At 47.4% G+C, this 15,229-nt stretch carries 9 protein-coding genes; 8 read left to right on the top strand and 1 reads right to left on the bottom strand.

The genetic code is table 11. The features are described from left to right. Positions 1-275 precede the first annotated feature (275 nt). From rsmH to DXC57_RS03855, 6 genes are all read left to right on the top strand, one after another. On the top strand, positions 276-1,334 hold the full coding sequence (rsmH, locus tag DXC57_RS03885) for a 16S rRNA (cytosine(1402)-N(4))-methyltransferase RsmH (RefSeq protein ID WP_118651230.1): 1,059 nt from the start codon (positions 276-278) through the stop codon (positions 1,332-1,334). A 309-nt stretch (positions 1,335-1,643) separates the two neighbouring features. Then, positions 1,644-2,489 carry a tyrosine-type recombinase/integrase gene (locus DXC57_RS03875; RefSeq protein WP_118651226.1) on the top strand — a complete coding sequence of 282 codons (846 nt, stop codon included), beginning with the start codon at positions 1,644-1,646 and terminating at the stop codon, positions 2,487-2,489. Positions 2,490-2,734: 245 nt separating this feature from the next. Next, on the top strand, positions 2,735-3,400 hold the full coding sequence (locus tag DXC57_RS03870; RefSeq protein WP_118651224.1) for a hypothetical protein: 666 nt from the start codon (positions 2,735-2,737) through the stop codon (positions 3,398-3,400). A gap of 52 nt (positions 3,401-3,452) precedes the next feature. Next, positions 3,453-7,640: a vWA domain-containing protein gene (locus DXC57_RS03865; RefSeq protein ID WP_118651222.1), complete on the top strand. Its 4,188-nt coding sequence runs from the start codon at positions 3,453-3,455 to the stop codon at positions 7,638-7,640. A 199-nt stretch (positions 7,641-7,839) separates the two neighbouring features. Continuing rightward, a complete protein-coding gene (gene srtB, locus DXC57_RS03860; RefSeq protein WP_182457195.1) occupies positions 7,840-8,640 on the top strand; it encodes a class B sortase in 801 nt (266 codons plus the stop codon). Positions 8,641-8,931: 291 nt separating this feature from the next. After that, on the top strand, positions 8,932-11,892 hold the full coding sequence (locus DXC57_RS03855) for a hypothetical protein (protein ID WP_118651218.1): 2,961 nt from the start codon (positions 8,932-8,934) through the stop codon (positions 11,890-11,892). 144 nt (positions 11,893-12,036) lie between these two features. Here the strand turns inward: DXC57_RS03855 and DXC57_RS03850 are convergent, their stop codons facing one another. Further along, positions 12,037-12,861: an EFR1 family ferrodoxin gene (locus tag DXC57_RS03850; RefSeq protein ID WP_118651216.1), complete on the bottom strand. Its 825-nt coding sequence runs from the start codon at positions 12,859-12,861 to the stop codon at positions 12,037-12,039. 321 nt (positions 12,862-13,182) lie between these two features. On the opposite strand from DXC57_RS03850, the gene DXC57_RS03845 reads away from it, so the two are divergent. Next, on the top strand, positions 13,183-14,397 hold the full coding sequence (locus tag DXC57_RS03845) for an L-aspartate oxidase (protein WP_118651214.1): 1,215 nt from the start codon (positions 13,183-13,185) through the stop codon (positions 14,395-14,397). Then, positions 14,363-15,214 carry a carboxylating nicotinate-nucleotide diphosphorylase gene (gene nadC / locus DXC57_RS03840; RefSeq protein ID WP_022359784.1) on the top strand — a complete coding sequence of 284 codons (852 nt, stop codon included), beginning with the start codon at positions 14,363-14,365 and terminating at the stop codon, positions 15,212-15,214. The genes DXC57_RS03845 and nadC overlap by 35 nt, the downstream gene beginning before the upstream one ends. Positions 15,215-15,229: the final 15 nt, after the last annotated feature.

The following is a 15,229-nucleotide window of genomic DNA, read 5'->3' as shown; positions in this document are numbered from 1 at the left end:
GAAAAGGAGTATCCGGGCAGGCAGGAGCGTCAGACATTGGGGAGAATGAGTATTTTATATACAGAAAGATTTGATGGCTCATCTGCAAACATCTGCCCGGAGAAACATTTCAACCAAAACGCCTTTATTGTATACCTATGATGCTGCGTTTTATCTGGAAAAATCAAGAAAGAATTGACATTTGAACGCCTTCCATATATGCTTGAACCAATATGATTTTCGATTTGACAGATGGGAAAATCAATGGAAAATCTAAGCAGATATGGGAGGCTTTTATGGATCAGGAAAATCAGACACCACACAAACGGCGTGTCAGATATAAAGGAAAATATCCAAAAAAATTTGAAGAAAAATATAAAGAGCTGCAGCCGGAGAAGTATCAGGACACGATCCAGCACGTGATTCAGAAGGGAAATACACCAGCAGGCATGCATATTTCCATTATGGTGCGGGAGATTCTGGACTTTTTGCAGATCCAGCCGGGGCAGGTCGGATTTGATGCGACGCTAGGATACGGCGGACATACGAAGGCGATGCTGGCCTGCCTGAAAGGGCAGGGACATATGTATGCGACCGATGTTGATCCGGAGGAATCCGCCAAGACGCGGAAACGCCTGGAAGAAGCGGGCTATGGCGAGGACATGCTTTCAATCCGTCTCCAGAACTTCTGTACAATCGATGAGATTGCCAAAGAAGCGGGTGGTTTTGATTTTATTTTAGCCGATCTGGGCGTGTCTTCGATGCAGATTGACAATCCGAAGCGAGGCTTTTCGTTCAAGGTAGATGGACCGCTGGACCTGCGCCTGAATCAGGAAAAAGGCATCAGCGCCGCCGAGTGCCTTGACACGATCGAGCGTGAGGAGCTGGCGGGCATGCTGTACGAAAATTCAGACGAACCGTACTGCGAGGAGCTGGCAAAAGCGATCACGGATGAGATCCGCCGTGGAAACCGGATCGATACGACCACGAAACTCCGTGAAATCATTGAAAAAACATTGGATTTCCTTCCGGAAAAGGAGAAAAAGGAGACAGTCAAGAAGACCTGTCAGCGTGTTTTCCAGGCGCTCCGGATCGATGTAAACCAGGAATTTGAAGTGCTCTATGAGTTTATGGAGAAGCTTCCGAATGCGCTTCGACCGGGCGGACGGGCAGCGATCCTGACCTTCCATTCCGGAGAGGATAAACTGGTGAAAGCGGCGCTCAAAGAGGGATATCGCGCCGGTATCTATAAAGAATATTCCAAAGATGTGGTGCGCCCGTCCGCGCAGGAGTGCGTACAGAACCCGCGTGCCCGCTCAACGAAGATGCGCTGGGCGATCCGGGCGGACGAGTAAAAAGAATATAAAAGAAAATATATGAAAAAACAGGGCAGCTGTTCCGAGCAATATGGGAGCGGCTGTCCTGTTTTTATTGTGAAGATCAAAGAGAGTCCATGTGAAAAAATTTCGGGCGCAATGATATCTGGTTCTGCAAAAATCCGATTAAAAGAGAAAAAATGTTTTTTTTGCGAGATTTCTGTTTCCGGTGCGTATACTATAAGATTACTTTTCAGAAAATAGAAAAGTGGTCACAGTTGTGAAAGAAGAAACAGCTTCGAAAAAACAAATACGCGAGAAAGTTTCGTGAGAAAGAGAGGGAACGCATTGAAACAGGAAACACAAAATGAATTGGAACGATTTAGGGATTATTTGAGAGAACAGGAAAAAAGCAGCCACACGATCGAAAAATACTGCCGGGACGTGAGAAAGTTTTTGATGTTTGCTGATGAAGACTGGGATAAAAATACAATTATATCTTTTAAGGAATATCTGCAAGCTCATTATAAAACGTCCAGCGCCAATTCGATGCTGGCGTCTCTGAACAGCTACTTTCATTTTATCGGAAGACAGGAATACTGTGTCCGCACGTTCCGGGTGCAGAAGCGGATTTTCTGTGATGAGAGACGGGAAATGACGCGCAGCGATTATCAGAAGTTAGTTAAGGCGGCGCGGGAGCGCGGCGATGAACGCCTCTGTGCGATATTGCAGACGATCGCGAGCACGGGCATACGAATCAGCGAGCTTTCATATATTACAGCGGAATCGCTGGCACAGGGGGAAGTAGTGATTGACTGTAAGGGAAAACAGCGGGTGATCCTGCTGCCGCAGTCGCTGATGCTGTATCTGACGCAGTACTGCCGGAAGCAGCGGATTGTGAGAGGCAGTATTTTTGTCACAAGAAGCGGGCAGGCAGTCCGCAGACAGAATGTGTGGGCGGACATGAAATCCGTCTGCGCCGAAGCAGGTGTTCTTCCGAGCAAGGTATATCCGCACAATCTGCGCCATCTGTTTGCCAAGATATTTTACGAGCGCGATCACGATCTGGTCCGTCTGGCAGACTATCTGGGTCACAGCAGCGTGGAAACGACAAGACGTTATACGATCATCAGCAGCCGTGAAGCGTGCCGCAGACAGTTGGAATTAGGTTTGTTGATTGATAGGGAAAATTGACGAAAAACATAATGGGAATTATGTCATGAAATGAAAAAAATCTGCATACATATCTAAATATATGATTTTATTATCAAGTTTATCACTTCTGAGAAAAAATTTCAACCTACAAAGACGTTAAAAAACAGTACTTGAAAGTACAGATATTTTATCCAAAATCCGACAAAAACCTTGCAAATTAAAGAAAAAACAAAACAGGTGGATATGACATAATTCCCATTATGTCAGCCGGGGAGGTGGAGTATGTGAGAGAAGATCTGACGGGGCGCCGGTATGGACGCCTGACCGTCTGCCGGGAGATAAAACAGGCAGAAAAAAGCCGCCGCCATTACTGGCTGTGCCGGTGCGACTGCGGGAAAGAAAAGACCGTGGAGGAGTCCCATCTGAAAACAGGGCATACGAAAAGCTGCGGGTGCTATCGGAAGGATCTTCCGTCCAGTCGGCGGATCGATCTGACAGGTCGTCAGTTCGGACGTTTGAAAGTGCTTGAAGAGGCGGATAATTCCAAACGGACAGGTGAATACTGGAAATGTGTCTGTAGCTGCGGACGCCTGATTGAGGTGTCCAAAGAAAGCCTGTGCGCGGGAAAAACCAAGAGCTGTGGATGTCTGCAGGCGGAGACACGAAAGAAAAACATGAAAAAAGCGATTCATTTTGTAGGCGGAACCTGCCTGGAACGGATCGCCAACCAGAAAAATACGGCAAATAATACAAGCGGCTACCGAGGCGTCTACCAGCGGGAAAATTCCCGGTGGAGGGCAGCGATCGGCTTTCAGGGAAAAGTGTACAACCTTGGAACCTTCGTAAACCTTGAGGATGCGGTGGCAGCGCGGAAAAAAGCAGAAGAGGAACTGTACGAGCCATTTTTGCGGGAACATGGCGTGAAAGCGGTGCAGAATGGAGGTATTTAAATCCGCATAAGGGGACCTGTGTTGATGATAGATAAGACAGGAGGCAAAAAGAATGAAAAAAGCGAAGAAAAAGGGGAAAAGTTACAGTCAAGGCTGGTTTGAACGTCAGTCAAGGCGTTTCATGTCAGTGCTTTTGTGCAGCAGTATGTTGAGCACAAGCGTGGCAAATACAGCCGCATTTGCAGCTGCCACATCCGAAGGAGGGGATGAAAGACAGGAATTTTCATTGGAAAAAGAAGTCCTCAGGCAGGCAATCCGGGATGCTGCTAAAAAAGGGAAGACAGTAAAAGAGGATGCGTTTACGTTTTCCGGCGATGAGGCAGAAACCTACGAGGGACTGTTTGAAGAAGGAAATCTATATGAACTGCATCCAGATTTCGAGAAGAAAAACGACCGGCTTACTTTGAGAATGTATGCCCGCTTAGAGGATGAAGAGGACATGGATCAGTATACGATCAGCGGAAATGAAGAAATTATTTTCCTGATGACCAATTCTTCTTCAAAAGAGCGCACCGGACGGATTCTGGTGGATGGAAGAGCCAGTGCATGGATGACGGTTGCGCCATTTGGTGAAGTAAAAAAGCAGGTTGGGCTGGAGACAGAGGAAGCGGTTCCGGCCGAGATAGAAAATGAGGTAAAAGAACCGGAAAGTGCAGTTCCGGCAGGAAGTGAAGATATCACAGAAGAGGATACGGCTCTGGAGGACGATGTAAAAGAGCAGGAAAATGCTTCAGATGCAGGTAACAATCAAATAAAAGAAGAATCGGAAGCAGCGGATGACAAGAAAGATTTATCGGAACCGGATTCTGAGAACGAGAATGAAAAAGCAGACATGGATGCGTTCGAAACAGATACATCCGATGCAAATACATCCGATGCAGATACATCTGGTGCAGATACATCCGATGCAGATACATCGGATTCAGAAAATGACAGCGCCCAGGACGAAGATTCAGTTCAGGTATCACGTTCGGCTCATTTTTCGATGTTTTTGACTTCAGCTGCAATGGCATCTCCGCCTGATGCAGAAGAAGAGGACGAGAACGATGAAAACGAAAAAAATAAGGCGATTGTAGGCGACGAAGCAGAAGAAGACAATTTCGAACGCATTCTGGGGGATTCATATGAAACGGTAGGCATTAAGAATGCATCCGCAGCCGCATTTGTAACTTCCACGATGGAGCTTGGTCTGACAGACGTAGCTGTTTTGTCGGCAGTGGAAGTGGAAGAAATTCCACACTGGCAGATTTCGAAGTCTAAAAAAGCTACCAATCTGGACGAAAACTTTGAATCCCAGGTAACGCTTTCCCTTCCGTCTGCGGAGGAAAAACTGGAAAATGACATTGTGTTTGTGCTGGATAAATCTACCAGCGTGCAGCTGGAAAATGAGGCGTTAGAGATGCTTAAGGAGCTGCAGGCGCAGGCAAAGAAAAATGGCGCAAAAGTAAAGGTTGGAGTCGTTATTTTCAATAAAGAAGCGCACAAGTCTGACTTTATGGATTTGGAAACCCAGTATGATGCGATTGCGGCAGCGATCCGTGAGGATATTAGCAGCGGAACGAATCTTTCGGCTGGAATCCTTGCAGGCAAGAAAATGCTGGATGAGGATACACAGGTGGCAGCAGGAAGAAAGAGTCTGGTGCTTTTAAGCGATGGCATTACCTATATTTTCGGGGAAAAACCGACGGCGGTTGCCTGGGGATTTGAGAATGATGGTTCAGAACATTCCTGGGCGGGACCGGATAACTGGATTCTTAAATATGGGAATAATAAAGCATTATCGGAGGATGAGTGGAACGAGCGCCTGGGTACAATCAAAGCGCAGATGGATGCACAGGGCGATGAATTTGACCATCCATATGAGCAAGGAGATTTAACGCCATGTACCCCACCTGGTGAAGGAAAAGAACGTGCCAATAGCGTTGATAAAGCACTCTATCTTTCCTATGAGGCATATCTGGAAGCGGCGAAGGAACAGTATCACTGCTATGCGATGCCGATTGGTTCATCTGCTGGTGAAAGCTATCCATGGGGACCGAGCTTTGTGAAATATCTGGCAGACGGAAAAACGGTAAGTTTTGAAGATATCAAAAATGACATCCTTTATGCCGTCGATCGGGACTCGACTGTGGAAGATTATATGGGTTGGGTCAAGGATGATTACAATTTTGACTTAAAGAGCATCGACCGTCTGACCGTTGGCGGCAGGGAGCTTTCTAAATTGGAAGATGGAAATACCGTTTATTTTGGAAATGAAGACGTGAATGCAGCTCAATATCGTTTTAAGGTGGAATACGATCCGTCGGATAAGGAAGGAGGAGAACATTTCATCTGGACGATGAATGAGGCGGTAAAAAATAATGAACCGGTGCAGCTGACCTATACGGTAAAACTGGTAAATCCGAAGAACAATCCAGGAGAATCGTATGGACGGTACGATGAAGACGGAAGCGAAGAGTATGATGGACTTTATACGAACCAGAAAGCAGTGCTGCATCCGGTTGGAAGCGATCAGGAAAAAGGAAAAACGGAAGTATTTTCGAAACCGACTGTATCATATACGATTCCGGGAGGAGAACTTCCGACGATTCCAGAGGGAGGAACTTCTAAATCGAAGACAGCGGAACAGCTGGATGAAAATTTTAAGTCTCAAGTGGCTTTGTCCTTGCCGTCAGCGGAGGAGCAACTGGTAAGTGATGTGGTGCTTGTCTTAGATAAATCAACCAGCATGGGACTGAAAGAGCAGGCGTTGGAAATGCTTCAGAACCTCAAGAAAGAAGTGCAGGAAAAGGGAGCAAAGGTCAAAGTGGGAGTAGTGCTCTTTAACAAGGAAGCCCATACGGATGGATTTATGGATTTGGAGACCCAATATGAGGCGATTGAAGCAGCCATTTGTCAGGAGATTAAGAGTGGAACCAATCTTCACGCAGGTATTTTAGCGGGTAAATCGATGTTAGACCAGGATACAGGAGTGGCAGATGAACGTAAGACACTGGTAGTTGTCAGTGATGGTATTACCTATATGTTTAATGAGAATCCGACGGCGGTTGCCTGGGGATTTATGGCAGATTCTCCGAAACATTTTGCAGGGCCGGATAACTGGAATTCCAAGTATGGAAATAATCAGGCACCGGCGGACTGGAATGCATGGCTGACCGGCATAGAAGCCAGACTTTCAGAGCAGAAGGATACACACGACTATCCATATGGAACGGAACCGGAGGTATCGCTTATTACACCGGTGGAGGAAGCAGGAAAATATGTGAATTCGATCGATAAGGCATTATATCTTTCATACGAGGCGTATGCACAGGCAGCTTCGGAAGGATATCACTGCTATGCGATGCCGATTACGCCGCTCGGAACGGCAAGTAACTATGAGTGGGGAATGAGTTTCATGCGGTACCTCGCGAATGGAAAGCAGGTTTCATTTGACAGTATAGAAAATGATATTTTGTATGCCGTTGATAAAGGTTCTGTTGTGAAAGATTATATGGGCTATGTGAAAGAGGATTATAACTTTGATTTCGATCACTTAGACCAGCTGACAGTAGGGGGAAAAGCGCTTTCTATGTATCAGGAGGGCAACACCTGGTATTTTGGAGACGGAGAACCGGGACCGCAGAATTATCGTTTTAAAGTGGTATATGATGCGGGAAATAAGGCAGAGACAGAGATGTTTACCTGGTATATAAATGAACCAGTTTCAAACTTTGCACCGGTGCAGCTGACCTATACCGTAAAACTGATAAACCCAAAGACGGCGGATGGAACATATGGAAAATATGACCGGGACGGCAGCCAGCACTATGAAGGGCTCTATACCAATCAGGAGGCGGTCCTGTATCCGGTAGACAGCCGTGGAAATGAGTATCGGCCAGAAGAATTCCCGAAGCCGACCGTATCATATGTGGTAGAACATGGAAGCCAGGAACCGGGACCTGATCCTAACCCGACCCCGAATCCAGGCAATAACGGAGGCGGAAGCCACGGCGGTCACGGCGGCGGAAGTAGTTCTGGCAGTAAAAAGTCTTCGACCACAACCGCGTCGGGACCGGCAGCACAGCCGACGGAACCGGTTACGCCGGTTGTACCAGAACCTCAGCCGGTTGTACCGGCAGAAGGACTTCCGAAGACCGGGGATACGGATCGGATGGATGTGCCGATGGCTCTGCTGGCAATTGGAATGATGGCAGCAGCTTATGTATTAATGACGGGCAGAAAAAAGACGGAAGAGTAAGACGAGACATAGAAAAATAAAAATTGCCCGGTTATAAGAGCAGGTTTTTAGGGCGGCGCCAGAAATAATGGCGCTGTCCTAAAACTATGCTGTTATCTGTTTCGTTTTGTATGCAAATTAATACATCATTTATAAAAATATATAATTTGCTTAATAAATAAAGGCGCAGAACGTTTCACGGGCAAAGATGGAGGGATCGATGCAAAAGTGGACACGGAAAGCAGCGGCTGTGATAGCTGTCATCTGTCTGGCGTTCGGTACAGCAGGGGTGGTAATGCATAAATGGGATGAAATGCGTCAGGAGAAGGCGCAGGAAGAGTTGACTGCCCAGGTTGTGGGAATGTCGGAAGCAGGGACGACGGGAGAAACAATGCCGGAGAAAAAAGTGCCAGAAGTGGAAAATGAGATAGGTGAGACGAATGCAATAAAGGAGACAGAATATGTGTCAGCAATTGATTTCGCAGCGCTGGATTTCCAGAATCCGGATGTCGTTGCCTGGATTCAGATTCCGGGAACTCAGATCAATTATCCGGTGGTTCAGGGGAAGGACAATGATTATTACCTGCACCGTGACCTGAACGGACAGAAGAGCACGGCGGGCACGATTTTTCTGGACTATGCCGATCAGGCAGATTTTTCGTCCCTGCATAATGTGCTGTACGGTCATCACATGAAAAATGGAAGTATGTTTAAGGACATTTCCAGATACAAGGATCAGGGCTATTTCGATCAGCATTCAGAAATCATTCTTTATACGCCGGAGCGGGAGATTCATTTAAAAGCCCTGGCGGCTGTCTGCACATCGCCGGATGCGATCCGCCGGAAAACGGAGTTTGCATCGGGAGAAGAATTTGCGTCATATATTCAGCAGATGACAGCGGGCGCGAGCGCGTCCGCGCCGGTCGAGGGGATGATCGTGCGTTTGTATTCATTTGTGACATGCAGCTATGAATTTAACAATGCCCGGACAATTCTATATGCGTATGAATCGGCAGAATAGTAACTGTTCACGGGTAGGCACTTTTGGAACCGAAAGTGCCGTAAGAAAACGTGGTGGCAGCAGGAATTTGCCGTATTTAAATGCGAAGCCACGGCAAATTCCGTTACTGGGCACGTATGCGTGAACAGTAACGCAGAATAAGATGGGGAATGTCCCAGATGTGGAAAAGTAAAATACGTTACCATGATGCAGTAACTGCATAGACAGAAAGACATAACATAGAAACGGACCGGAAAGAAATGTTTATACGCTGCTGCATCTGGAAATAGATCTATCAAGGGAGGTAAAGGGATGAAAGAGAGAAAAATCAGGGGAAGGAGCCGGAGACGAAAGTATAAAAATCAGATGCGCCGTCCGATAGCAGTATTGCTGGCGCTGATGCTGTCGTTTAGTTCCTTCGGTACGGCGACTGCTTATGCGGATGATGCGGCAGTTGTCAAAGAAAGTGTGGACACAGCGGGAACGCAGGAGAAAGTCGATCTGGATAAGTGGATGGAGAAAGAAGTATTTGATACTGGAAAACAGGCAGAGAATATTGCTGGGAAAGATACTGTTGGAGTGCAGGATGGTTCTACGGTAGTGGATGTTTCTGGAGATGAGGGCTCAGATGGAGCTGGTGAAGGAAATGAAGCCGGAACTGTGGGTTCTGTGAATGAAAATGGAAACAGCCAGACAGGGGAAGAAAACGGTCAGAATCCGTCGGGTGAACAGACGGATAATCCATACGATTCGATCGAACGCCCATCTCAGTCTGACACGGTAGAAATTATTCCGGGTGCGCCGTCCGACTCGAAAAAGAACGAATCGGATGCCAATTCCGGTACAGGCTCTGCAGGTTCGGCGTCGGGAGCAGCCGGAGATTCTAATTCTCAGAATGGACAGGAAAATGTGGATAATTCCGGAAACCAGACGGGCGGCAGCCAGGAGACAGAGGTAAAACCTGTTTTACCGGAAGAGAAGGATTATGAATATTTTTATGATAAAGAAACTGGAAAATTTAAGGTAACCTTTAATATCAAAGAAGATGCCAAGGGTGACCAGACGATTGAGCTGAGCAAGGTGATGGAAGAGATCAATGCGGCTGGAAAGAAGCAGTTTGAACAGTGGTTCCAGACTAAAGAAGGTGCGGACGAGCTGGAAAATGCACAGTATTACGGACAAAATACGATCCGTCAGGTTTTCAATGGAGTTGAATATAGCTATAATATAAAAAATGGAACAGTCTGTCCGTATGAGGAACCGGGATGTACAATGGTATTTGATGTTTATATTACCAACGGTTCCAAACATACATATGTGTATAAAAATAACAGCTTTATCGTATCGACACCGGACATGAGCAATCAGGATCAGACAGGAGTCATTGGATTTGACGGACAGGAACTGCCGGATGATTATACGAAGGGATTTCTTTCTCCCAAGTATGATATAAAGAATTCCAGCACAACAGGAGTTATTGAAAATCTGATTGATGAGGCATTGAAAGACACGCAGTCTCAGCGCCAGTACGGAATTGATAAGAACGGAAATTTAACGACATCCTATATCAAATTAACGAAAAACGATATTAATGTTGGAGATCCGGTTTATAAGATTGGAAAAAAATATTATCTGTATTCAGAAAAATATGATTGCTATTATTGCGATTTTAATGAAGCACAGGTGGAAGAAACCCCAAAAGGTTCTGGAAAGTATGTTGTAAAATCAATTCCGTCCGGCGGAAAAAACAATTATGCGATCAAGGCGGATGGAAGTAAATATTATGCTCCGTGGGTGCGTGGCGGTGAGATTGATGCAATCCGGGCATCAAAATATAAAATTCAGGATGCCTTGAATCAATATCTTTCTAAAAATAACACGACACTAGAAAAAGAAGTTCTTAAATACTACAATGAGAAAGGAGGAACTTCCTACACGACCATCGAGGAACTGCTTTCCAAGAATGAAGCAGCGGCAAATGAACTAACGCGAGCGGGAGAGACCGGAAATTCTTCCTTGGCTTCTCTGGATCCGATGCTGCTTCATTCCAGCAGTCAGTATGATAATTTTTATCAGAATATTTTCAGCTTCAATGTCGGCAGCCAGGAGGATATGAAAAAATTCCTGGAAAATGAAAATCTGGGTCACGGTCATAGTCATGGAAATTGGGCGACGGATGGGTGTGAGATGACGATCGGCGATTATATGGCGGATAAGTTAAATGAAACGGATGGTGCATGGGATAAGGCAAATGCATATTTTAATGCACTCTTAAAATCGGGCGTCTCATCGGAAGAAGCTACCTGGGTTGCATTTACCATGGCAACCAATATCGATGGCGAACGTGCAGATAACAATTATCAGAATTCCGCCTGGAACTGGTACAGTTCCATGGTTCTCAAACAGCAGGATGGTACCTTCAACCTGACCAAGGTAGATACGGATGGCAACCAGCTCGGAGACGACGAGGGCGAGGGGCAGACTTCGTTCTATCTCTGGTATATAGACAGCAAGACGGAGACAGATGAACAGGGAAATCAGAAGACAACGGATGTGACAAAATACTGTGTTTATGTGGATCCGGTCTATGAAACGGTAGAAAATGAAGATGGGACGAAGAGCCAGAAACTGGTAAAAGATGGATATTATGGCTGGGTTGAGTACGATCCGGACAACAAAGAGTTAAATTATACCGTCTCGACGACCAACGGAACCCTGAATATTGATTATGCACTTTTAGAGGGAGTGGTCTATTACCTTCAGGAAAAGGCGGCGCCAGATGGATATAAGGTGGATTCCAATATTTATGTGATCTGCGATGAAGAATCGTATCAGCAGATGACAGCCAAAAAAGGGGTAAGCAGTGTGATTAACCCGGCCACCGGCGTGGAGAGCGCTGTGGTTTATATGGGCGCAATCAAAGGCGGCGAAACCCTGAAAGTAAACTTTGTCAACGGAAAGACAGCTCCGAAGCCAGATCCAACCCCGGATCATGGGGGTGGCGGAAGCCACGGCGGTCATGGAGGCGGCGGTTCCAGTTCTGGCGGAAAGAAGACAACCTCTGCGGGACCGGGGACAGTCACCGAAGAACCGGTGCTTCCGGAGCAGCCGGCGGAAGTGCCGATTGAAAACATTCCTGCACAGGGACTTCCGAAGACAGGAGAGGACGGAGTAAACACATCGGCTCTGATGCTGACACTCGGACTGATCGCATCTGCTTATGTATGGATGAGCGGCAGACGGGAGGAAGAAGAAAAGAACCGTAAAAACTAAAAGAAAACGGTGATGATAAAGACGCAGAAACGTTGTAAACAGGTATAAATCAAACAGATATAAATCAAACGGCAGCTGCTAAACAGGTGGATACAGTAAGTATCTCTTCCTGTCTGGCAGCTGCCGTTTGTCAAAATATATTTTTTAAATAAAATACTCCGCCTCACTCCTGCGTGTATAGTTCTGCTCCAGCATCGCGACGTGGGACAGAAAGGCCTCATTGTCGAAGTATTTGGCGCCAGCCGGGCAGATCTTGATGCACGCCTGACATTTAATGCAGATACCGGTGCAGGTGTCCGGTGCATCTGCCGGGATAGAGCCCATCGGACAGACCGTTGCACAGATGCCGCAGCCAGTACATTTTTCCGGATCGGTGACTGGTTTGGCTTTCAGGAAGACAGCCGGTTTTCCGTCGGTGCCGAGCGGGGTGTAATATGGTCCGACCGGATCATCGCCGCGCACGGCAATCGGAGCCGGGATTTCGGTCAGGGAAGTGATCTTTTCAGCTGCTTTGATGCCGAATGCATGGATCTGTGCGAGATCATCTGCATCTGGACGTCCGGTTGCCAGCTTGTCGCTGAATACGTGCTCGGTCGGGATACCGGCACCCGCAATGGTGTGGAAACCGTGCGCCTCTAATTCATTGCGAAGCTCGATGAGCCCATTGTCGAAGTTGCGGTTTCCGAAGACAGCCACCGGAATGGCGAGCGCGCCATTTCCCTCAAAATGGGTCTGTACAAATGGGAGCATCTTGTTCGGGATGCGTCCCGCGTAGACCGGGGTACCGATAACGAGCAGATCGTCTGCCCCGTATGTATGAACTTTTTCGCGGCTTTCCGGCAACGTGAAATCATAGGAATCCATCGGGACGCCGAGTGTGTCAGCGATCGCCTGCGCCAGCGTAGTAACAACCTTTTTCGCGTTGCCGGTCGGGCTGAAATAGACTGCGTGTACGTGATTGATTTTCATGAAAATACCTTCTCTTCGTATGCTTAAATTTAATTCGGTAAAATACCTTATTATAGTAGGTATTTTAATGGATTTATGGTGGGCTGTCAATGAAACATGAGTTTTTGCAGAATTACCAAAATATCATTACATATGTCTTGTCACATGAAATAATATGTGCTATACTGGTGCGGATGCACAAATGAAGTTTCAGATTGAAAGAGAACTCTGTTTGCGACAGGGGCATAGAGTGGCAGATAGTAGTCTGTGATTTGAAGGCTGAGCTATTTGCAGGATAAAAAGATAGGTGCAAACGTATGGTATAGAAAGGAAGGCAACAAAATGGTCCGGGAGGAAAATTATGATGTGGTCATCGTCGGGTGTGGCGTAGGCGGTCTGTACACCGCTTTAAACCTGCCGTCGGAAGACCGGATCTTAATGATTTGCAAGGAAGATATAGAGAGCTGTGATTCCATGCTGGCGCAGGGAGGTATCTGCGTGCTGCGGGATGAGACGGATTATGATGCGTATTTTGAGGACACGATGCGCGCGGGACACTACGAGAACCGCAAGGAGAGTGTGGATATCATGATCCGCTCCAGCCGGGATGTGATAAATAATCTGCTGAAATTAGGCGTAGGGTTTGACAAAAATCCAGATGGCAGTTTAAAATATACAAAGGAGGGCGCGCATTCGCAGCCGCGTATCTGTTTCCATGAGGACATCACGGGAAAAGAGATCACGACGACCCTGCAGACGCGTGTAAAAGAACTTCCGAATGTAGAAATCCGGGAATATACTGTTATGACGGATATTTTGGTAGAAAAGGGCATCTGCACCGGTATTCTGGCAAAGAATGCAGCCGGCGATATTTTAAAGCTCCATGCGAAAGACACGGTTCTGGCGACCGGCGGTGTCGGTGGGCTTTACAAGCATTCGACGAACTTCCCGAGCCTGACGGGCGATGGACTGGATGTAGCAAAGAAACACGGCGTGCGTCTGGAGCATCTCGATTATGTCCAGATTCATCCGACCAGCCTGTACAGCAAGAAGCCGGGACGCAGCTTCCTGATTTCAGAATCGACCCGCGGCGAGGGGGCAGTTCTGTTAAATGGAAAGGGCGAGCGCTTTGTCGATGAGCTTCTGCCGCGTGATGTGGTGACGCAGGCGATCGAGAAGGAGATGGAAAAAGAGGGCAGCGATCATGTATGGCTGTCGTTTAAGGCAGTTCCGAAGGAGACGATCCGGAACCATTTTCCGCACATTTATGAGGAGTGCTTAAAAGAGGGCTACGATATCACGAAGGAACCGGCTCCGGTCGTACCGGCGCAGCATTATTTTATGGGCGGTATCTATGTTGATCATTTCTCCGAGACGACGATGGACCACCTGTATGCGGTTGGTGAGACGAGCTGCAACGGCGTACACGGAAAGAACCGGCTTGCCAGCAACAGTCTGCTGGAAAGCCTTGTATTTGCAGAGAGAGCGGCAGGCAAGATCGCCGGACGGGAGGACGAAGAGTATGAATCCAATTACGATGCAGCTTGTTGCGGATGAGTATATCCGCATGGCGTTAAAGGAAGATATCAACAGTGAGGACGTTTCGACGAACGCGGTCATGCCGGAATACCGCAAGGGCGAGGTACAGCTCTTAGCCAAGGCAGACGGTATTATTGCCGGTTTACAGGTGTTTGAGCGCGTGTTTAAACTTCTGGACGAGGCGACCGAGACAAAATTTGAGGTAAAAGACGGGGATACCGTCACAAAAGGGCAGTTTTTAGGCGTGATTACCGGCGATATCCGGGTGCTTCTTTCCGGCGAGCGGACGGCGCTCAACTATTTACAGCGGATGAGCGGCATTGCGACCTATACGAATCAGGTGGCGAAGCTCTTAGAAGGAACGAAGACGACGCTTTTAGATACGCGTAAGACGACCCCGTGTATGCGTATATTTGAAAAATATGCGGTCAAGGTTGGCGGCGGCAGCAACCACCGTTACAACTTATCGGACGGCGTGATGCTCAAGGATAACCATATCGACGCAGCCGGCGGAGTTAAGGCGGCGGTTGAGGCGGCGAAGGAATATGCCCCATTTGTCCGCAAGATCGAGGTGGAGACGGAAAATCTCGATATGGTGCGCGAGGCAGTGGAAGCGGGCGCTGATATTATCATGCTGGACAATATGACCCCGGACGAGATGGCGGAGGCGATCCGCATCATCGACGGACGCGCCGAGACGGAGTGTTCCGGAAATATGACGAAGGAAAATATCGCAACGATCACGAAATTAGGCGTAGATTATGTGTCCAGCGGCGCGCTGACGCATTCGGCACCAATTCTGGATTTGAGCCTCAAACATCTGCGGGCATTATAAAAATTTAAAAACTAA

This window comes from Clostridium sp. TF06-15AC (assembly GCF_003481165.1).
GTDB classification, from domain to species: domain Bacteria; phylum Bacillota; class Clostridia; order Lachnospirales; family Lachnospiraceae; genus Otoolea; species Otoolea fessa.
This window is presented reverse-complemented; position numbering and strand designations above follow the sequence as displayed.

What these genes read in the sequence shown, in the direction of transcription:
- DXC57_RS03845 (WP_118651214.1), top strand. Translation starts at nt 13,183, where the DNA reads ATGGTCCGGGAGGAAAATTATGATGTGGTCATCGTCGGGTGTGGCGTA.
- rsmH (WP_118651230.1), top strand. Translation starts at nt 276, where the DNA reads ATGGATCAGGAAAATCAGACACCACACAAACGGCGTGTCAGATATAAA.
- DXC57_RS03855 (WP_118651218.1), top strand. Translation starts at nt 8,932, where the DNA reads ATGAAAGAGAGAAAAATCAGGGGAAGGAGCCGGAGACGAAAGTATAAA.
- nadC (WP_022359784.1), top strand. Translation starts at nt 14,363, where the DNA reads ATGAATCCAATTACGATGCAGCTTGTTGCGGATGAGTATATCCGCATG.
- DXC57_RS03850 (WP_118651216.1), bottom strand. Translation starts at nt 12,861, where the DNA reads ATGAAAATCAATCACGTACACGCAGTCTATTTCAGCCCGACCGGCAAC.
- DXC57_RS03865 (WP_118651222.1), top strand. Translation starts at nt 3,453, where the DNA reads ATGAAAAAAGCGAAGAAAAAGGGGAAAAGTTACAGTCAAGGCTGGTTT.
- srtB (WP_182457195.1), top strand. Translation starts at nt 7,840, where the DNA reads ATGCAAAAGTGGACACGGAAAGCAGCGGCTGTGATAGCTGTCATCTGT.